Genomic DNA, 19719 nt, shown 5'->3' with positions numbered 1-19719 from the left:
ACTTTCTAATATATTAGTCCTAATAGAACATAACAATGGATATCACTCCGTTTGGGTGTTATCATACTGCGCCTTTTTTAGCTAAATACACTTAACTTAATGGTTAAATTAGTAAATAGTAAAAAAGGAACAGGTTGCTTTTGGTCGCAAAAAGTAACAACTTTTAATTTTTATATAATGGATATTACCATGACAGATTTATTTACATTGGATGCTGAAGTACGTACAGATTTAGGGAAAGGTGCGAGCCGCCGCCTACGTCACGCGAACAAAGTTCCAGCAATTATATACGGTGAAGGCAAAGAGCCTATTTCTTTAACGTTAGAGCACAAAAATGTTTTCCGTGCACAACAAGAAGAAGCATTTTACTCGCACGTTTTAACAATCAATGTTGACGGCAAGCCAGTTGAATGTCTTTTAAAAGATATGCAACGTCACCCGTTCAAGCAAGTTGTAATGCACTTAGATTTTTTACGTATTAACGCTAAAAATGCTGTACAAGTTAATGCTCCAATTCATTTCCTTAATGAAGAAGAAGCAGAGAAACTTGGTGGCACTATGGCTCACCATATGAATGAAATTGCAATTACATGTTTACCTGCTGACATTCCTGAGTACATCGAAATTGATGTTGCTAACTTAGAAGTTGGTCAAACGTTACATTTATCAGACATCACCTTACCTAAAGGCGTTACTTCTGATGAATTAGCAAAAGGCGAAAGCCACGACCAAGCAGTAGTTACATTGAACGCTGCTAAAGTTGTAGTTGAAGATGAAGACGAAGGCGCACCTGAAGCACCTGCAGAAGCTCCAGCTGAGTAATAGTTAACATTATTCACAATGAATAGGCTTAAAGGGAAGTGTTTTTACGACATGCCCTTTAAGCTTTTTAGTTTTAAATGTACTTGAATTTATCGACCTTATTTGAATAACAAGAGTAAACAATCAGATGGCGATTCAGTTGGTAGTCGGTTTAGGAAATCCAGGTTCAGAATACAGTAAAACCCGTCATAATGCTGGTGATTGGTTTGTTCAAGAACTTGCCTCACGTTATAACATTTCATTAAAATCAGAAAAAAAATATTTCGGTCTCTACGGCAAAGGATTAATTGCAGGTCAATTAGTTCACCTTCTCATCCCAACCACTTTTATGAATCGTAGTGGACAAGCTGTAGCCCCTTTAGCCAATTTTTTTCGTATACCTGTTGAAAACATCCTCGTTGCTCATGATGAACTCGACATGCTACCCGGTGTTTGTAAAATAAAACTAGGTGGTGGTCATGGTGGGCACAACGGTTTGCGCGACATTATTTCATCATTAGCTAATAACAAAGAATTTTATCGGTTACGCATTGGTATTGATCATCCAGGTCATCGTGATCGCGTTACTGGGCATGTGCTTGGTAAAGCACCTGCCATCGAACAAAACTTAATAGACCAAGCGATAGACGAAGCTGCGCGCTGTTTTGAAATTTGGCAAAAAGACGATGTGAAAAAAGCACAAAATCGTCTACATTCTTTTAAAGCGCAATAAACATTATTGCGTCAACATAATAGGTAAACATCATGGGTTTTAAATGTGGTATTGTTGGCTTGCCCAACGTTGGTAAGTCTACACTTTTCAATGCGTTAACTAAAGCGGGTATTGAAGCTGCTAACTTCCCCTTTTGTACAATTGAGCCGAATACAGGTGTTGTACCTGTGCCCGACCCTCGTCTAGATGCCTTAGCAAACATAGTAAAACCTGAACGAGTTTTAGCCACGACTATGGAGTTTGTAGATATAGCCGGTTTAGTTGCCGGCGCTTCAAAAGGCGAAGGCTTAGGTAACAAATTTTTAGCGAATATTCGTGAAACTGATGCTATTGGCCATGTAGTACGCTGTTTTGACAATGACAATATTATTCACGTTGCTAATAAAGTTAGCCCGAAAGATGATATCGAAGTAATCAATACTGAATTAGCCTTATCAGATATGGATACCGCTGAGCGTGCTATTTTTCGTTTAGCTAAGAAAGCCAAAGGTGGTGATCCTGAAGCCAAGTTTGAAATGCCTGTATTACAAAAAATATTAAAGCATGTTGAAGATGGTGAGATGGTTCGCTCTTTAGAACTTACGAAAGAAGAAAAAGCAGCTGTTGCCTACTTAAACTTTTTAACCATTAAGCCAACCATGTACATTGCCAATGTAAATGACGATGGCTTTGAAAATAATCCTTACCTAGATCAAGTACAAGCAATCGCAGAAAAAGAAGGTGCGATAGTTGTTGCTGTCTGTGCTGAAATCGAAAGCGAATTATCTGAAATGGATGATGAAGACCGCGTTGAATTTATGGCTGACTTAGGTTTAGAAGAACCAGGGCTTAATCGAGTAATTAATGCCGGTTACTCGTTACTTCACCTACAAACCTACTTTACCGCAGGCGTAAAAGAAGTAAGAGCTTGGACAGTTAAACAAAATGCCACCGCCCCACAAGCTGCGGGCGTAATTCATACTGACTTTGAAAAAGGCTTTATACGTGCCGAAGTTATTGCTTATGATGACTTTATTGAGTTTAATGGCGAGTCTGGTGCAAAAGAGGCAGGAAAGTGGCGTTTAGAAGGTAAAGAATACCGCGTGAAAGATGGTGACGTAGTACATTTCCGTTTTAATGTTTAGTTTTTAACTAATATGATTAAATAACAAAAAAAGAGAACTTAGGTTCTCTTTTTAATTTTGGCAAGATCACTTTCCATTAACCTCTTATTCGTCAATATTTATTCAGTACAATCTGCTTCCCAAGCTTAATATAGGCTACTTTGCTTAACACAAATACATTAAAATACCCCCAATAGTACTTGAGTCTATAAATCATTTACTAATCAAACTGGCAAAGTTTAATTTTACAGATAAACTTTCTAATACAATAAAATATATATGCTAGGAATTATATGAAAACCACGCTATTAACTTCTTTAGTACTTGCTACTGCACTTTCTTATACACCACAAAGTATGGCTTTTGATGAAAACATGTCATTGCGTATTTGTGAATATGTCGCTATTAATGACAAAAAACGTTTACGAAAGTATTTAAAATCTAACAATATTACGATTAGATCAATTTTTGATAACATTCAGTGTAACGGAGAAAACTTACTGACCTTTTCTGCAACTTCAAACGCCTTAGATGTTGGCGAGTATTTAATAGGGAAATTACCAGTAAAAACCGTTAATGATAATTTAGCCGTAATAAAGAAAAATTCAGCACACTTAGCAAAAGTAGCAAATGATCGCATAAAATAAAGTTAATCAAATATACATTCACAAACTTATTAGTATTATTGAACTAATAAGTTTGCCTTTTGCAGTGACTTTTGCACATATATCCGACAAATTGCACATTGAATAGCCAAACAAGCAAAAAGTCTTATTTATTTGATAAAAAACGGTTGACGTAACGCAATCAGATTTGCATAATACGCGCCACTTGCTGAGAGGCAAGATGGAAAGGCTACATAGCTCAGCTGGTTAGAGCACATCACTCATAATGATGGGGTCCCAGGTTCAAATCCCGGTGTAGCCACCACTTTACTCTTAGTAATATAGAAGAAATGCGGGTTTGGCGGAATTGGTAGACGCGCTGGATTTAGGTTCCAGTATCGAAAGATGTGAGAGTTCAAGTCTCTTGACCCGTACCATTCTACTAACATACATCATCATGATATATGTTAGAAAGTAAGTAACATTGTTGGGGTATAGCCAAGCGGTAAGGCAGCGGGTTTTGATCCCGTCATTCTGAGGTTCAAATCCTCATACCCCAGCCACTTTCTTTTACTCTCTGTATTATTCGAAAGTCCATCAATGTTACAAACTTAATTAAATAGAAGTATTCTGTTGGGGTATAGCCAAGCGGTAAGGCAGCGGGTTTTGATCCCGTCATTCTGAGGTTCAAATCCTCATACCCCAGCCACTTTCTTTTATTTATGATCTATAGTTAGTTTATAAAATTTTGATTTATCAAAATTACTACCTGAAAATGCGGGAGTGGCGGAATTGGTAGACGCGCTGGATTTAGGTTCCAGTATCGCAAGATGTGAGAGTTCAAGTCTCTCCTTCCGCACCATTATAGTTATCCTACGATTTATTTCCTTTTTGTTTATTATGTATCCTTACTACTTTTACTTCTTTTATTACTTTAAACACCCTATTCAACCTTTAGAATGCTTATACCCATTTGACTAATTTAGTTATTTATTTTTTCATGTCAAAAAATCAGTCAATAAAAGGTACAAAATTTAGTAAAGAGTTATTCTATTTATAACGCTGTAGTTTTTTATTTTAGTCATTAAAAATGAGTGGATAATTAGTCAACTTGCACTTAGTACTGAATATTACTGAAATCTAATTTATATTCCACATGCATAGGCTAACGCTTTATTTTTTATATTGGGTAGCTTATCAACCATCATTAAGCCTGCATTTCTAGCCAACTTAGCCAATGGTGAAATGTGACTGAACGACAAATAGAGCGCATCCATTGTTGTCATCATTAACAAGTTATCTGTTCTTCTTTGTTGTTGATAACGTCTTAAAACCTGGGGTTCATGCCATGACTCTCCATTACCAATCGCTTTGGCAATAACATGCTGTAGCGCTTTAACATCTTTAAAGCCTAAGTTAACGCCTTGCCCTGCCATCGGGTTAATCGTGTGCGCCGCATCACCAATTAACAATACACGACCTTTATGGTATTGATTTGCATGCCGTCTAGTTAAAGGGAATGCAGCTTTATTGATCACGTCTACTTTTCCTAAGCGTTCAGGAAAGTGTTGCATGATTTCTTGCGTTAAATGACCATCAGATAATGCTGAAAGACGCTTTATTTCGTCTTTATCATGGTACCAAACTAATGAAGCGTAGTTCCCAGGCATGGGTAACATCGCAAGTGGGCCTGAGGGTAAAAACTGTTGCCATGTTATATTTTGCTGTACTTTTTCGGTCTTAACATTAATTAACATCGCTGATTGAGCATAATCCCAGCCAGTGGTACCAATATTCATAAGCTTTCGTACATAAGAATTAGCACCATCAGCACCAATCACCACTTTAGCGTTTATGATTTTAGTTGATAAAGTCAGTTCAACATCGGTAGTGCTCTGTTCAATACTTATTAACGTTTCAGGGCACAATAACGTAATATTGCTGTGTTGTTGAAGCTTTTGCCAAAGTGAAAGTTGAATTAACCTATTCTCAATTATATGCCCTAAATGCGTTTGGCTAATATCTGTAGCATTAAACTCTGTATAGCTTTGCTCAGATTCCCAAACCCCAAGACGCCCATAAGGACACATTCGCCATTGCTGTAATTGCTGCCAGGCATCTAGTTGTTTTAATAGTTGCTCCGAGGCAATTGAAATTGCTGACACTCTAAGGTCAAATGCTTGCTCAGGCGTATAATTCTTTGGAGCTCTCTTTTCAATAATGGCAATTTTCAACCCTAATTCTGCAAGAGAGAGCGCACTTGCTGCTCCCACCATACCACCACCTACAACTACACAATCAAATTGATTCATAATGATTTTTTATAACTTTATCGACGTTAAGTTATTCTACCCAACCTGATATGGTAATTCGATGTTTATGTTTAGGATTATTGAGCAACCTAACACTGTGCGGCATTGGGTGTGCTAATTTTAAAATAGTAAGACTGTTGAATTTAGGCGATAAAACATGCTTAAAAAATTTAATTTTTTGTGGGTAAAGCTCTAATTGGCCACCAAATTTTTTCTGCCACCCCGTAGATAGTTGATAAATAAAAGCGTATTTACCTGCACTACCGTCTGTGTGGTAGCTGATAAATTGCCCTTTTTTATAGGCAGCAAAGAACGAATCTTGCAATTCACCTTTGATTAAAGCGTTTTTTTTCAATAAAGTCAGTACTTTTTCACCAACCGATTTATGCAGTAAAGCTTGACCATGTTGCTTTGCATGTTTATTACTGGAACGATAAAAAGAAAATGAAAACTTCCGCCGATTAAATGCTTTAGTCGCTTGAATATGTCGTTGCTTGTCAATTACAGTAGTCGATATTTTATCCTTAACATTCATTAGCGGTCGATATGGGGTAGTAAGTAAGTTCCACTTTTTAAAATGGTTATTAACAATGATATTTTTTCTTAAGCGTTCAGCATGCTGTATTGGTAAAAAATTCTCAATTTGGCAATACCCTTTTTCTTCCAATGCCTGAATCCACTGCATAAAATTAACCCAAAAAAATAATGATGGATGATTCCATTAATACAAATTAGTATTTAAGCATAGTATTCAAATACTCGATGAAAGATCAATCAAAAATAAAACACACTATAGGGATAAGTTATGTCAGCATTAAGAAAAGAAAACAGGATAGCCAAAGATATTAACCTCGTTTACGACTTAAGCGAAAAACCAAACTTAAGCCAATTAAAAGCACACGAAGACCGTGCAGTGATCTCAAAACTAAAAGCAGATTTAGTACTTCCCAATAATAAAATTTTAACCGTGGATATAGATTTTGATAGCACAAGTGGCTACCATGATAACGCCATCATGGTGATGGATGATTTTGGCGTTGAAATGATCGCCACCGCATTTGAAGTAAAGTATGGAAAAGAGCATGCCGATAAGGTGCGTAAAGCATGGGCAATTAAGCGTAGTGAAAGTTCCCCAAGAAAGCCAACTTATCTCTTGGTACAAAAGCCTGAACTTGAAGACAAAGTGCCAAATGTTTTTGCCGTTTGCGGCGATGAGCGCCACCCTCCAAAAGAAGCGCCAGATAGCGTTACGTAATAATATTAGTATTTTTATGGCGAAAACCTTTACTCAGTGGTGCTTTTTAGCACCACTTTTACTGCTAATGACAATTTTTTTTAGCCCTATCTCATCTGCAAAACATTTAAATAACCGATCACTTCATAGCATAGACATAGTTCAAGATAATAAAGGCTTTATTTGGTTGGCTACCACTAACGGTCTCATTCGCCATGATAGTGAAAGTAGCATAACGTTTAACAGCAATAACAAAAATTGGCCTTTACCTTTTAATTGGATTAACGACATTGATTTAATCAACAATGATAAATTACTGTTAGCAACTGAAACCCACCACTTGTGGTTGTTTGATACCAACACAGGTACAGCAACAGCATTAGCTACTGATGTTGACTCAAGTAGTATTCATCAAGTACTTGAACATCAAGGCATGTATTATCTCAATGTGACGAATAAACTTTATAGGTTCAACCCGCTTACAAAGGAAACACAATTAATAGCAAATAACGTCGAAATAGATAATTTAGAGCATACCCAAAAGCACCTATATATATCAACACCTGAAGGGGTATTCAAAGTTGTAGATAATGCGTTAGAGCTAGTTGAAGCTGACAATATAACGGCAATGTCATCAATAGGAACAATATTATTGATAGCAAAAGGCAATGAATTAATCACGTTATCAGATAACCAAGAAAAAAAACGTATTCTGGTTGATAACGCTATTACATCACTTACTCCTTCATACGATAGCGTTAGCCTTTTTACGACAGATATAAAAGGGAAAATAAATCAATATAAACTAAATAACCTCGCTGAAATAGCACATAACTACCCTAATATATTAGCAACTTTCGTCAAAAAGATTTTTCATGATAACACAGGGGTTTTATGGGTTTTATCTAACCGTGGCGTAGAAAAAACCACTCAGTCAATCGCTAAAAACATCCCTAAAATCTTTGATGTGCGATTTAATGCAATTGCATTAGCTGTGCATCAAAATAACTTAGTATTAGGCAGTTATGGCGCAGGGCTAAACTCACTTTCTGAACTTAATAGCTTTTTACCTGAAGGTATCAATAATCAATTCAGTAATAATGCCAAAATCATTACCGATCTATATTCTGATGGCAACAATCTTTACATCGCAACGTTTGACGGTTTATGGCAGTTTAATAGTGCTAACCAAACGCTTGAACGTGTGAATTTTCCAAACAACAACCTGTTATTACTTTCCATGAAATATAAAGATGGTGCGTTATATTTAGCAACCAACGCTAATGGTGTACTCAAGTTTGATATTGCAAATCAGCGTGTTGAATATCACATTCAAGGTGAAACCTTAAGCTCTTCAGAAGTGATAGACTCTCTAGCATTAACAGATAATAAACTTTGGGTTGCTACCTCAACAGGCATTAACATTGTTAATACCAACGATAAATCGGTAACTAAAATCAATAGTTTTGGTGAAAATAAAGTCATTGCTTTACTTGAATACAAAGGCAAAGTTTTTGTCTCAACTAAAGGCGATGGTTTTTTCATCTTCAACTTAAAAGGTGAGTTACTCTCACATTTCGCCAAAAATATTACCTTTGGTTATATGAGTTTGATTAATGATGAAATATGGATTTCAGGTCGACCAGGTTTATATCGACTTAACCCAAATACCTACCAACTGAACTTAATTACTAATACCGAACAGTTTACTTTCGCTAAAAAGCCAGTGCTATTGGATAACAAAATTTATGCCAGCCATTATGGTGGTGTTATAGAAGTTCCATTGATTATTGAAGACAAAATTCACACTAAAACCTTTATCAGTAAGACGATTGTTTCTGGTAAAGCCAAATTATTATGCGATGTTATTGATATTGACTCACCTAATGATATTGTGACCCTAGAACTTGCCAGTTTAGACTTTAGACCCGGTCAAGATAAGCAGTTTAAATACCAAATAAATGGTGGTTATTGGAATGAAATTAACGGCTCACAATTAACATTAACGGGTTTATCATCTGGCGCGTATCACATCGAGATCATGGGCACTAATAGCTTAGGTCAATGGAATGATTACAAAGCCTATGCTGATATTAATGTTTCCTACCCATGGTATTGGCATCCGAATAGCCAATTTTTTTATGCCATCATCAGTATTAGCTTAATAATATTAACCTTATGGCTTTTGTATTTACGTTCTCGCTCTATTAGCAATATTCACAAAACATTAAATGATGAACTTAGCAACCAAAGCCAAGCAACATCGATCATTCGTCGTAAATTAATTAAAATACAAACACTCATTGCTCCAAACGCTGAAAGCCTATCAACTGCTGAATCGATTTCTAATGAAAAAGAAATACCTTATGTTCAGTCTCTGATACGAGAGTGTTTAGATGAACTTTCAACACAAAATAGTCATGCAGCACCAAGTAGTTTATCTGGAAGTTCATTAACTGTCGCTTTGCCTTATCTTGCTGATTATTTTCATCGACAATTTCATGTATTAGTTACATTACACCTTGATGTTGAAGACCAAGACGTACGATATTCCCTGCAAAGCGCTATTTATCGGATTGTTTATGAAGCTATATTAGCTGCTATTAGCAGTGATAATGGTGGCGTTTTTGAAGTTCGCGTTAACGTAAGTAATGGCAAGATTTGGTTGAAAATCACCTCTAATGAACAAAGCTTTGCCCAATTCAACAGTAAAATTAATTTTGAAATGGCAATGTACTATATTCGTCAAGTGGCCAACAAATTTAACGGTACTTTCCACACTTATGACAATCAGGCTAACGGCAGTGAATTAATCCTTGCTATCCCCTTAAAAAAATAGATTTACAGCAGGCCATTAAACAATTTTATACTGGAGTATTTCTAAGCTAGCATCACAAGCAAAGAAAGAGTAAAATGTGCCTCCTTAAATTCTCTAGCAAAAACTAGAATCAATTCATAGAAAGATTAGGCGCGAATAAATGAGTAAAAAGCTATACATCAAAACTTGGGGCTGTCAAATGAACGAGTATGACTCGCAGAAAATGGCAGAACTTTTAGACTCAACCCATGGCTTTGAACTAGCCGAAGAAGCAGAAGATGCTGATGTTATCTTGCTGAACACCTGCTCTATTCGTGAAAAAGCACAAGAAAAAGTTTTTCATCAGTTAGGCCGTTGGAAAAACCTAAAAGTAAAAAACCCTGATCTTGTCATTGGTGTAGGTGGCTGTGTTGCTTCACAAGAAGGTGATGCCATTCGTCAACGTGCTCCATATGTAGATATGGTTTTTGGTCCACAAACCTTGCACCGTTTACCGGAAATGATCCAACAAGTTACCGGAAATAAAGGTCATGTTGTTGACGTGAGCTTTCCTGAAATAGAAAAATTTGACCGCTTACCTGAGCCAAAAGCCGATGGTGCGACAGCCTTTGTGTCTATCATGGAAGGCTGTAGTAAGTATTGTACCTTCTGTGTTGTTCCTTATACCCGTGGTGAAGAAGTTAGCCGTCCACTAGACGATGTTTTATATGAAATTGCGCAACTTTCTGAGCAAGGTGTCCGTGAAGTTAACTTACTTGGGCAAAATGTAAATGGTTACCGTGGCGACTCACATGACGGTAGTATCTGTCGTTTTTCTGAGTTATTACGTTTAGTAGCTACGATTGACGGTATTGACCGTATTCGTTATACCACATCACATCCAATTGAGTTTACCGATGATATTATCGATGTTTACGCTGATGTGCCTGAGCTTGTTAGTCACTTGCACTTACCTGTTCAAAGTGGTTCAGACCGTATATTAACGCAAATGAAACGCGGCCATACCGCTATTGAGTACAAGTCTCAAATACGTAAATTGAAAAAAGTGCGTCCTGATATTTGTATGTCATCTGACTTTATTATTGGTTTCCCTGGAGAAACTGATGACGACTTTGAAGCAACAATGAACTTAATTACTGCTGTCGATTTCGATTTAAGTTTTAGCTTTATTTACAGTGCTCGCCCAGGAACGCCTGCAGCGGATATGGTTGATGACATTAGCGATGACATTAAAAAGCAACGCCTACAGATACTTCAAGACCGTATAAGCCAGCAAGCCTTGCGTATAGCACGTAACATGCTTAATACCGAACAGCGCATTCTAGTTGAAGGTCCATCTAAGAAAAATCCAATGGAGCTTCGTGGTCGTACTGAAAACAATCGTATTGTTAATTTTGTTGCTCCACATCACGTTATTGGTCAATTTGTTGATGTTAACATTACCGATGTTTACGCTAACTCTCTTCGTGGCGAGCTCGTTCGTCAAGAAAGTGAAATGGGCTTACGTATTGCACACTCCCCTGCTGACATTTTAGCCAACAGTCATCACCAAGGTGAGCAAAAAGATAGCGCAGTGAATGAACTTGGTGTCGCAACGTTTACCCCTTAAAGCAGAAATTTATAAACACATTTACATGGCAAGGCTCTAATGCTTGCCATGTAAACTAAGTTTTCAAGCATTCAGGAATATCAATTGAGTAAAAATACCAGTATTAACTTTGAATTATCTCCCGCCGACAATAATCGTTTGGCAAACTTATGTGGCCCAATGGATGACAATCTCAAAACCATCGAGCGTCGAATGGGTGTTGAAATTAGCTACAGAAGCCAAGAGTTTAAAGTAACCGGTAAAAGCTTAAATACCGATGCTGTTAAAAATCTTTTGATCGACCTATATCTTGAAACAGAGATAGTGAAAGGAAAATCAACCACCATTACGCCTCAAATGCTTCATTTAGCCATTGTAGATGCCGGAGCACTAGAAGCAGCGCCAAGTAAAATTGATGTTAAATACGACGACATGGTGACGATAAAGACCAAGCGCGGCATTATCAAACCTCGCAATGAAAATCAGCAAAGCTATGTTCAAAATGTTATTACTAACGACATTAGTTTTGGTGTAGGCGTTGCAGGTACAGGTAAAACATACTTAGCCGTTGCTTGTGCAGTAGATGCATTAGAACGTCAAGAAATTAGACGTATTTTGTTAACACGTCCTGCTGTAGAGGCTGGCGAAAAACTGGGCTTTTTACCTGGAGATTTATCTCAAAAGGTTGACCCATATTTACGTCCCTTATACGACGCCTTATTTGAAATGCTAGGCTTTGAGAAAGTTGAAAAGCTTATTGAACGTAATGTTATCGAAGTAGCACCATTAGCTTACATGCGTGGTAGAACATTAAACGATGCCTTTATTATCCTTGATGAAAGTCAAAATACGACAGTAGAACAAATGAAAATGTTTTTAACCCGTATTGGCTTTAACTCACGTGCTGTGATCACTGGCGACATTACCCAAGTCGATTTACCACGTGGACAAAAATCAGGTTTACGCCATGCCATCGAAGTATTGGTCGACATTCCAGGTGTTAGTTTTAACTTTTTTCAATCGAAAGACGTTGTTCGTCACCCTGTTGTAGCGCATATAGTTGAAGCTTATGAAGCTTTCGAACAAAAAGAAAATCGCATAAAAGTAGAAAAACAACAATATCGCGAACAACAACAAAAAGCTGAAGCTTTGGTACGCGACAGTGAAAACAAACATGGCGAATGACTCGGCTAATATTATTGTCGATTTACAAATAGCTTGTGATGATAAAGCTATTCCTGAAAACATTGATTTTCAGCGCTGGGTAGAAGCCGCACTTGTCCCCTATAATAAGCCATTTGAACTAACCGTCAGATTGGTAAATATTGAAGAAAGCCGAGCGCTTAACCATCAATATCGAGGGAAAGATAAGGCAACTAATGTGCTATCATTTCCATTTGATGTGCCAGAAGGTATTGAACTCGACTTACTCGGTGATCTTGTCATTTGTGTTGATGTTGTTGAACAAGAAGCAAAAGAACAGCAAAAAAATGTTAACGCGCATTGGGCACACATGACAGTACATGGCTGCTTGCATTTACTCGGTTTTGATCACATTGAAGATGATGAAGCAGATGAAATGGAAGCACTAGAAACAAAGATAATAATGGGCTTGGGTTATCCTGCGCCGTATGAAATAAATTAATAAAATAAAGTTAACGTAAACTTACACCGCTTCAGCTATATTTTACTAAAGCGAGTAAGCTACAATTTATTACTTGAATTTAATGAAAATCGGTTACAAACTAACCTAACTATTTTAGATTAAATCAAATAAACCAACAAGGAATTAAAAAGGCTCTATGAGCGACGACCAACCCCACTCTAGTAACGGTTCTTCAAATGTATCTATCTTGAATAAAATTATGCAAGTATTTACCGGAGAACCGAGAAACACAGACCAGCTAGTCGAAGCATTAAACGATGCCGAAGACCGCGAACTTATTAATCCCGAAATTAAGCAAATGATCGAAGGTGTACTCATTGTCTCTGACATGCGTGTACGCGATATTATGATCCCACGCTCACAAATGATCACCTTAGATATAAACGAGCCGTTAGAAAAATCTCTAGCTATTATCGTTGATTCTGGTCATTCAAGGTTTCCAGTAATTAATGAAGATATTGATGACGTTGAAGGCATTCTTTTAGCAAAGGATTTATTAGCATACGGTTTTAACCAAGTTGATGAAGAGTTCACCATTTCAAAGGTTATTCGACCAGCGATTATTGTTCCTGAAAGTAAAAAGGTTGACCCGCTTTTAAAAGAGTTTCGCCAACAACGCTACCATATGGCTATTGTTGTTGATGAATACGGTGGCGTTTCAGGGGTTGTTACCATAGAAGATATTCTAGAGCTGATCGTAGGCGAAATTGAAGACGAAACCGATGATGCAATGGAAGAAGACATTAAATACCTTGCCGGGCAAGTTTATCAAGTAAAAGCGCTGACCGATTTAACTGACTTTAACAATTACTTTAATTTCAAGTTTAATGAAAGTGACGCTGACACTATTGGCGGTATTGTTATTCAGCACTTTGGTCACATGCCGAAAAAAGGTGAAAAAATCACCATCAATAAAGTCATATTTAAAGTCACCGCAGCTGATAGTCGACGTATTCAAACCGTGCAAATTACTGTACCAAAAGAACATGTTGTTGCAGGTAAAGTCGCCGATTAATCTTTATGCTGACTAGATTCTTTAAACGAATGATTAGCAACATCACTGCTAAAGAAAATATACTCAGCTTCTTTTTGGGATTAGCTTTAGTTTTTTGCTACGCGCCATTTTCTTATTATTGGCTGATGGCAATACTGTTGCCGGCATGGTTATACACAATACAAGGAAAATCAGCTAAAGCCGCGGCTAAGCAAGGGTTTATATTTGCTTTTGGTTGGTTTTCTGCTGGCATTAGTTGGGTGCATGTTAGTATCGATCAGTTTGGTGGTTTACCACTGGCTGTTTCGATATTACTGATGATACTCCTGTGTTTATATTTAGCTTTATTTCTCGCACTGGCTTGTTACGTTTCTGCGCGCTTTTCCCCTGATAAAAAACTTAACCTTTGGCTGTTGTTGCCTTTTTGGCTATTCAGTGAATTTTTACGTGGTGTATTACTCACCGGTTTTCCTTGGTTAACAATAGGCTATAGCCAAATTGATGGTCCGTTAGCGGCTTTTGCCCCAATCCTAGGGGAAAAAGGTATCAGTGCATTAGTTATTATCATCAGTATTGCTATTGTCTCTATTATTAAACAACAAAAACGTTCTCTAAACATCGCCTTACTTGGCTCAATTGCTGTGGTTAGCTTACTGCTACAAAATACTTCATGGGTAAAACCCACAGGTAAAACAGTTAAAACAGTGATGGTTCAAGGCAATATCAAACAAGAACTAAAGTGGGCGCCAGAATTAACATGGCCGACCATGCTTAAATATTTAGACCTTACACGACAACATTATCCCGCTGATATTATTATTTGGCCAGAGTCAGCAATTACCGCTGTAGAGCCAAGTACCCAAGCGCAAGATTTTTTAGAAATAGCACAAAGCTCAGCCTTACTTAATAATAGCGCGATAATTTCAGGCATAATTGATTACAACGTTAACAGCAGAAATTACTACAATAATTTGGTAGTGCTTGGTCAGCAATCACCTAAAGATAAGCAAGGCAGTTATCAATATAACAATGAAAACCGTTACGCTAAGCACCACTTATTACCCATAGGTGAATTTGTACCTTTTGCTGATTGGCTAAGACCACTAGCACCATTTTTTAATCTGCCTATGTCATCTTTTAGCCGTGGTGATTATGTTCAACCTAACTTAATAGCCAATGGATATCACTTACTACCATTAATTTGTTTTGAAGTTGCATTCGCAGAGCAATTAAGCGCTAATTTTTCTGAACATACTGACCTACTGTTAACCGTGAGTAACGATGCTTGGTTCGGTGACTCACATGGTCCACATCAACATCTAGAAATTGTGAGAATGCGAGCATTAGAGTTTGGCCGACCATTTTTGCGTGCAACCAATAATGGTATAACCGCTGTTGTTGATCACCAAGGTAATATAATTAAACAAATTCCACAGTTTGAACAAGCCGTGTTAGCAACACAAGTACCGCTAGTTAAAGGTATTACGCCTTATGCACGCTATACACGTGTTATCGACTTTACTATCCCGCTATTACTTTTATTATTTACTTTTCTCTATCAAAGGCGACATAACCTAAGAGAAAAAACTGATTAAGCTGTTCAGCTTTTTGTAACAGAATCCTTTCGTATGCACTTTAGTTCCTAATACCTAACCTCTTAACATTTATAAGAAAAACTACCTTGCTAAAACCATAATTATTAACAACGTTTACATATAGTTAATAGCTTATAGCCTATGCTAATAAACTAGCCATTTAAAAATATTCACATTACTTTTAAACCTTTTTCATGCTTCCTACGACTTACTATGTGTCAGTGCACTTTAGCAAATGGCCTTGCTTTAGATTTAAACACTGATTTGACATCGGGGGAATGAGTCATGTCGATTAAAGACACTAGTGAACAAGATATTCAAATAATTAAAACAACACCGACAAAAAAAAGATGGCTAACCATCACGCTCGCCACAATTATTGTTGCAAGCATTATTTGGCAAGTCGCACCATCAGCTTCACGCTGGAGTAAAGCAGAACATTCTATTGCCTTAGATCGAGTACGCCTTGCAACAATTACACAAGGCGAATTTATTCGTGATATTTCAGTTTTAGGACGAGTTGTTGCCGCCGTAAGCCCTACCGTTTATAGCCCCGCAGACGGCACTATTACTTTAATGATTGAAGCAGGTAATGAAGTCAAACAGGGCCAAGTTATTGCACAACTTGAAAGCCCTGAATTAAATAGCCGCTTGTTTCAGCAACAAACCACCTTAGAAAGCTTACAATCAAGCTTTAAACGTCAAAAGATTCAAGCAAAAAAACAGCGTCTTATTGATCAAAAAGCAGTTGATTTAGCCAACGTAAAACTCGTCACCGCAAATAGAGAAAAACGCCGGGCTGATTTAGGTTATAGCAAAAGTGCGATTAGCCAAATTGATTATGAAAAGGCCCAAGACGAATTAGAACAAGCTAACCTTCAACATAAACATGCGGTTCAAGATGCGGCACTCAATATCGAAAGTTCAGACTTTGATAGTCAATCTTTACAATTAGACATTCGACGTCAAAGTTTATTGGTTCAAGAATTACAGCGCCAAGTGGATGGCTTAAATATCGCATCGCCAGTCAACGGTATTGTTGGTAATTTAAGCGCTAACAACAAAACGTTTCTCAGTAAAAATCAGGCTATTTTAACCATAGTTGATTTATCACAGTTTGAAGTTGAAATTGAAATACCTGAAAGCTATGCCGATGATTTAGCCATAGGCATGGAGGTTAATATTCAATTTGAACAACAACCCTTTCGTGCTCGTCTAGTCACAATTTCCCCCGAAATACTGAATAATCAGGTTACTGGACGGGTGCGTTTTACTCACGAAACGCCAAAAAAGCTTCGACAAAATCAACGCTTAAACACACAAATAATTTTAGAGTACAAAGAAAATGTCTTACAAGTGCAGCGAGGACAGTTTCTTGAAAGTAGTGGTGGTCGCTTTGCCTACAAAGTGAATAACGGCTTAGCTGAGAAAACCGCTATTACCACTGGAGCCCGCAGTTTAAGTCATGTAGAAATTCTGAACGGATTAACGCTAGGTGATCAAATCATTATTTCGGGTACTGATACCTTTAATGCTGCCAATCAAGTGTTACTTAGTGACTAAAGCCCTTAACAGATATAAAAAATTAACTCATTTTCATCACGCCATCAGTTCATTTCGCTTTGAATTTGGTGCGGCAATAAACCTAGATACATGAAGTAAATAATTATTATAAGAAATAAAGGAATTCAATATGTTAATCATGAAAAATATAAATAAAATATTCCAAACCGCTGATATTCAAACTCATGCCTTACGTGACTTTTGTTTACAGGTTAACGAAGGCGACTTTGTTAGTGTCACCGGCCCTTCTGGTTCCGGTAAAACTACTTTTTTAAATATTGCAGGCTTACTTGAAACTTACAGTAATGGTGAGTTTTTATTAGATGGTGAAGATGTGGGGAAGCTGAATGACAATGGCCGTTCACGCATGCGAAATCAAAAAATAGGTTTTATCTTTCAAGGCTTCAACTTAATTCCAGACTTAAACCTCTATGACAATGTTGACGTACCATTACGCTATCGCGGTTTTAATGCCGCAGAGCGGAAACGTAGAATTGAAGAAAACCTCGAACGTGTAGGCCTTGCTTCTCGAATGAAACATTTACCTAGCCAATTATCCGGTGGTCAGCAACAACGTGTTGCCATTGCTCGAGCACTGGCCACTAGCCCACGCTTCTTATTAGCTGATGAGCCAACCGGTAATCTCGACTCTGAAATGGCTAAAGGTGTACTGACTTTACTTGAAGAAATAAACCAACAAGGTACCACGATTATAATGGTGACTCACGATGCACAACTCGCTAAGCGGGCTAAACGCACCATTCAAGTAAAAGATGGCAGAGTCAGTGAACTCGATATTATCAGCAATATTCAACAAGCGACTGCGTAAAAAATTCAAGCGCCAGAAAATGCACAAGGATAACATTATGTTTAATTACTATTTACGACTCGCTTGGATCAGTATTATTCGCCATTGGGGCTTAAGCCTTTTAATGGTTTGCGCTATCGGCTTAGGTATTGGCACCGCCATGACCACAGTTACGGTAAACTACTTAATGTCAGCAAACCCCATTCCAGAAAAAAGCCAACAATTATATTATGTGCAACTAGATAGTTGGGATGTAAACGATCCATTCGACGACGGGTTAAATCCGCCTGATCAGCTCACTTATACTGATGCAAGTAACTTAATGCGCGCCAGTAAAGCTTATCGTCAAAATGTTCAAGCTCAAGCCTTTGGTGTTATTGAACCAGCAGATCCAGAAATGCTGCCATTAATTGTCAATGGTAGAGCTAATTCTGCAGACTTTTTTCCCATGTTTAATGTGCCTTTTATTTATGGCAGCGGTTGGTCACAACAAAGCGATGAAAGTAAAGAGCTTGTCGTGGTGTTGAGTAAAGAAACCAATGACAAACTTTTTGGCGGTGAAAACTCTGTAGGTCAGTCAATTAAACTCGAAGGAAATATGTTTCGTATTGTCGGCGTTATAGATCAATGGCAACCCAAGCCAAGATTTTACGATATTACCACTGGTGCGTTTAATGAATCTGAAGATATATTTGTGCCCTTTCATTTAATTGCCGATGAAAAAATTTCCCGTTCAGGTAATACCAATTGTTGGAAACCGACAGGTGATGGCTTTAAAGCTTTTCTAGCTTCTGAATGTATTTGGACACAATTTTGGGTGGAATTAAAAACCCAACAAGATAAAGAGGATTATCTGCAGTTTCTTAATGCCTATGTAGAAGAGCAAAAACAGTTTGGTCGTTTTCAACGTCCAATGGATAACCGCTTAAGTAATGTCATGCAATGGCTAGAATCTCAAGAAGTTGTAGCTGACGATGCACAAATGATGATGGCAATGTCATTTATGTTTTTACTGGTGTGTTTACTTAATACCGTGGGTTTATTACTCGCTAAGTTCTTAGGCAAAGCCCCTGAAATTGGTTTACGACAAGCTTTAGGTGCTAGCAAGGCCACATTATTTAGCCAATATATTATTGAGTCTGCATGTATCGGGATATTAGGTGGAATATTAGGTTTATTACTCGCTTACCTAGGTTTAAAGGGGGTTGAGGGCTTGTATGGCGATTACATGAAAGGCTTAGCAAGTTTAGACATTAATATGGCAATTTTAGCGGTATCACTTGCCCTTTTCTCCACGATATTGGCCGGTTTATATCCAACGTGGCGCGCTTGTAATATTCAGCCCGCTCAGCAACTTAAAAGCCAATAAGCTTTAGGTAAATAGGAAATTATTATGTTAGAAACAGGACTAATACTACGTGCTTTGTCACGCAATAAAATAGGGGCACTACTTATTGCCCTGCAAATTGCCTTAACCATGGCGATTATGGTCAACGCTATATTTATGATCCAAGATCGCCAGCAACAAATGCAGCGTGAAAGTGGTATAGACGAAGCAAATACCTTCTATTTAACCAATACGGTATTTGGACAAGACTATAATATTCAAGCCCATTTACAAACTGATTTACACATGATCCGCAACACACCAGGGGTTGTTGACGCTGTTCAAATCAATGCCGTGCCATTAAGTGGTAGTGGATGGTCAATGGCACTGCAACATGAAGCTGGTGAAGATAAAGATGCGGTAGGCTCGGCAATTTATATGGTCGATGATCATGGCATCAACACACTAGGTTTAGAGCTTATAGCGGGTGCTAACTTCAAACAAGGTGATGTTGAGTTACGTAAAGATGGTCAGTCAACGTGGCCCGATAAAACCATTATTACGCAAGCTTT

General features: G+C 37.7%; 17 protein-coding genes and 5 tRNA genes. 20 read left to right on the top strand and 2 right to left on the bottom strand.

Annotated features, from left to right (window positions below; all coding sequences use genetic code 11):
* Positions 1-189 precede the first annotated feature (189 nt).
* The 9 genes from H4J50_RS14885 to H4J50_RS14845 all read left to right on the top strand — a co-directional run bounded on the left by H4J50_RS14885 (position 190) and on the right by H4J50_RS14845 (position 4104).
* Entirely contained in the window at positions 190-822 is a 633-nt protein-coding gene (locus H4J50_RS14885) for a 50S ribosomal protein L25/general stress protein Ctc (RefSeq protein ID WP_182257191.1), read from the top strand.
* 127 nt (positions 823-949) lie between these two features.
* A complete protein-coding gene (pth, locus tag H4J50_RS14880) occupies positions 950-1534 on the top strand; it encodes an aminoacyl-tRNA hydrolase (protein ID WP_182257190.1) in 585 nt (194 codons plus the stop codon).
* 32 nt (positions 1535-1566) lie between these two features.
* A complete protein-coding gene (gene ychF / locus H4J50_RS14875) occupies positions 1567-2658 on the top strand; it encodes a redox-regulated ATPase YchF (RefSeq protein WP_108455347.1) in 1092 nt (363 codons plus the stop codon).
* A gap of 272 nt (positions 2659-2930) precedes the next feature.
* Complete coding sequence (locus tag H4J50_RS14870; RefSeq protein ID WP_182257189.1) at positions 2931-3284, top strand: DUF3718 domain-containing protein; 354 nt, start codon at positions 2931-2933, stop codon at positions 3282-3284.
* Positions 3285-3490: 206 nt separating this feature from the next.
* Positions 3491-3567: transfer RNA gene (locus H4J50_RS14865), tRNA-Met, on the top strand.
* Positions 3568-3594: 27 nt separating this feature from the next.
* Positions 3595-3679, top strand: a tRNA-Leu gene (locus H4J50_RS14860).
* A 51-nt stretch (positions 3680-3730) separates the two neighbouring features.
* Positions 3731-3805: transfer RNA gene (locus tag H4J50_RS14855), tRNA-Gln, on the top strand.
* Positions 3806-3876: 71 nt separating this feature from the next.
* Positions 3877-3951: transfer RNA gene (locus tag H4J50_RS14850), tRNA-Gln, on the top strand.
* 68 nt (positions 3952-4019) lie between these two features.
* A tRNA-Leu gene (locus tag H4J50_RS14845) sits at positions 4020-4104 on the top strand.
* A 283-nt stretch (positions 4105-4387) separates the two neighbouring features.
* Here H4J50_RS14845 and H4J50_RS14840 read toward each other — a convergent pair.
* Both H4J50_RS14840 and H4J50_RS14835 read right to left on the bottom strand, forming a co-directional pair.
* Positions 4388-5554: an FAD-dependent oxidoreductase gene (locus H4J50_RS14840; RefSeq protein ID WP_182257188.1), complete on the bottom strand. Its 1167-nt coding sequence runs from the start codon at positions 5552-5554 to the stop codon at positions 4388-4390.
* A gap of 31 nt (positions 5555-5585) precedes the next feature.
* Positions 5586-6239: a 2OG-Fe(II) oxygenase family protein gene (locus H4J50_RS14835; RefSeq protein ID WP_182257187.1), complete on the bottom strand. Its 654-nt coding sequence runs from the start codon at positions 6237-6239 to the stop codon at positions 5586-5588.
* Between the two features lie 120 nt (positions 6240-6359).
* On the opposite strand from H4J50_RS14835, the gene H4J50_RS14830 reads away from it, so the two are divergent.
* From H4J50_RS14830 to H4J50_RS14780, 11 genes are all read left to right on the top strand, one after another.
* Positions 6360-6809, top strand: coding sequence for a hypothetical protein (locus H4J50_RS14830; RefSeq protein WP_182257186.1), 450 nt, complete (start codon positions 6360-6362; stop codon positions 6807-6809).
* Positions 6810-6825: 16 nt separating this feature from the next.
* The gene (locus H4J50_RS14825) at positions 6826-9627 is read left to right on the top strand and encodes a hypothetical protein (protein WP_182257185.1); all 2802 of its coding nucleotides are present in this window, start codon (positions 6826-6828) and stop codon (positions 9625-9627) included.
* A gap of 139 nt (positions 9628-9766) precedes the next feature.
* Entirely contained in the window at positions 9767-11215 is a 1449-nt protein-coding gene (gene miaB, locus H4J50_RS14820; RefSeq protein ID WP_108455341.1) for a tRNA (N6-isopentenyl adenosine(37)-C2)-methylthiotransferase MiaB, read from the top strand.
* Between the two features lie 84 nt (positions 11216-11299).
* A complete protein-coding gene (locus H4J50_RS14815; protein WP_182257184.1) occupies positions 11300-12379 on the top strand; it encodes a PhoH family protein in 1080 nt (359 codons plus the stop codon).
* Positions 12369-12839, top strand: coding sequence for an rRNA maturation RNase YbeY (ybeY, locus tag H4J50_RS14810; RefSeq protein ID WP_182257192.1), 471 nt, complete (start codon positions 12369-12371; stop codon positions 12837-12839). Before H4J50_RS14815 ends, ybeY begins: the two co-directional genes overlap by 11 nt.
* 157 nt (positions 12840-12996) lie before the next feature.
* Positions 12997-13875: an HlyC/CorC family transporter gene (locus H4J50_RS14805; protein ID WP_108455339.1), complete on the top strand. Its 879-nt coding sequence runs from the start codon at positions 12997-12999 to the stop codon at positions 13873-13875.
* Between the two features lie 5 nt (positions 13876-13880).
* A complete protein-coding gene (gene lnt, locus H4J50_RS14800; protein WP_310733272.1) occupies positions 13881-15449 on the top strand; it encodes an apolipoprotein N-acyltransferase in 1569 nt (522 codons plus the stop codon).
* Between the two features lie 285 nt (positions 15450-15734).
* On the top strand, positions 15735-17012 hold the full coding sequence (locus H4J50_RS14795) for an efflux RND transporter periplasmic adaptor subunit (RefSeq protein ID WP_182257182.1): 1278 nt from the start codon (positions 15735-15737) through the stop codon (positions 17010-17012).
* Positions 17013-17142: 130 nt separating this feature from the next.
* Positions 17143-17841 carry an ABC transporter ATP-binding protein gene (locus H4J50_RS14790; RefSeq protein WP_182257181.1) on the top strand — a complete coding sequence of 233 codons (699 nt, stop codon included), beginning with the start codon at positions 17143-17145 and terminating at the stop codon, positions 17839-17841.
* 37 nt (positions 17842-17878) lie between these two features.
* Positions 17879-19189 carry an ABC transporter permease gene (locus H4J50_RS14785; RefSeq protein WP_182257180.1) on the top strand — a complete coding sequence of 437 codons (1311 nt, stop codon included), beginning with the start codon at positions 17879-17881 and terminating at the stop codon, positions 19187-19189.
* A gap of 24 nt (positions 19190-19213) precedes the next feature.
* Positions 19214-19719, top strand: a 506-nt coding sequence (locus H4J50_RS14780) for an ABC transporter permease (RefSeq protein WP_404842756.1), incomplete at its 3' end; no start/stop codon positions are given.

The organism is Colwellia sp. 6M3 (assembly GCF_014077595.1).
Lineage (GTDB): Bacteria > Pseudomonadota > Gammaproteobacteria > Enterobacterales > Alteromonadaceae > Cognaticolwellia.
Note: the sequence above shows the minus strand (reverse complement) of the source record. Positions and strands in the feature narration are given on the sequence as shown.

Excerpts from the sequence above, each read along its gene's own strand:
- ychF (WP_108455347.1), top strand. The coding sequence starts at position 1,567 with ATGGGTTTTAAATGTGGTATTGTTGGCTTGCCCAACGTTGGTAAGTCT.
- pth (WP_182257190.1), top strand. The coding sequence starts at position 950 with ATGGCGATTCAGTTGGTAGTCGGTTTAGGAAATCCAGGTTCAGAATAC.
- H4J50_RS14790 (WP_182257181.1), top strand. The coding sequence starts at position 17,143 with ATGTTAATCATGAAAAATATAAATAAAATATTCCAAACCGCTGATATT.
- H4J50_RS14870 (WP_182257189.1), top strand. The coding sequence starts at position 2,931 with ATGAAAACCACGCTATTAACTTCTTTAGTACTTGCTACTGCACTTTCT.
- H4J50_RS14885 (WP_182257191.1), top strand. The coding sequence starts at position 190 with ATGACAGATTTATTTACATTGGATGCTGAAGTACGTACAGATTTAGGG.
- H4J50_RS14825 (WP_182257185.1), top strand. The coding sequence starts at position 6,826 with ATGGCGAAAACCTTTACTCAGTGGTGCTTTTTAGCACCACTTTTACTG.
- H4J50_RS14840 (WP_182257188.1), bottom strand. The coding sequence starts at position 5,554 with ATGAATCAATTTGATTGTGTAGTTGTAGGTGGTGGTATGGTGGGAGCA.
- H4J50_RS14795 (WP_182257182.1), top strand. The coding sequence starts at position 15,735 with ATGTCGATTAAAGACACTAGTGAACAAGATATTCAAATAATTAAAACA.
- H4J50_RS14805 (WP_108455339.1), top strand. The coding sequence starts at position 12,997 with ATGAGCGACGACCAACCCCACTCTAGTAACGGTTCTTCAAATGTATCT.
- ybeY (WP_182257192.1), top strand. The coding sequence starts at position 12,369 with ATGGCGAATGACTCGGCTAATATTATTGTCGATTTACAAATAGCTTGT.
- H4J50_RS14785 (WP_182257180.1), top strand. The coding sequence starts at position 17,879 with ATGTTTAATTACTATTTACGACTCGCTTGGATCAGTATTATTCGCCAT.
- lnt (WP_310733272.1), top strand. The coding sequence starts at position 13,881 with ATGCTGACTAGATTCTTTAAACGAATGATTAGCAACATCACTGCTAAA.
- H4J50_RS14835 (WP_182257187.1), bottom strand. The coding sequence starts at position 6,239 with ATGCAGTGGATTCAGGCATTGGAAGAAAAAGGGTATTGCCAAATTGAG.
- miaB (WP_108455341.1), top strand. The coding sequence starts at position 9,767 with ATGAGTAAAAAGCTATACATCAAAACTTGGGGCTGTCAAATGAACGAG.
- H4J50_RS14830 (WP_182257186.1), top strand. The coding sequence starts at position 6,360 with ATGTCAGCATTAAGAAAAGAAAACAGGATAGCCAAAGATATTAACCTC.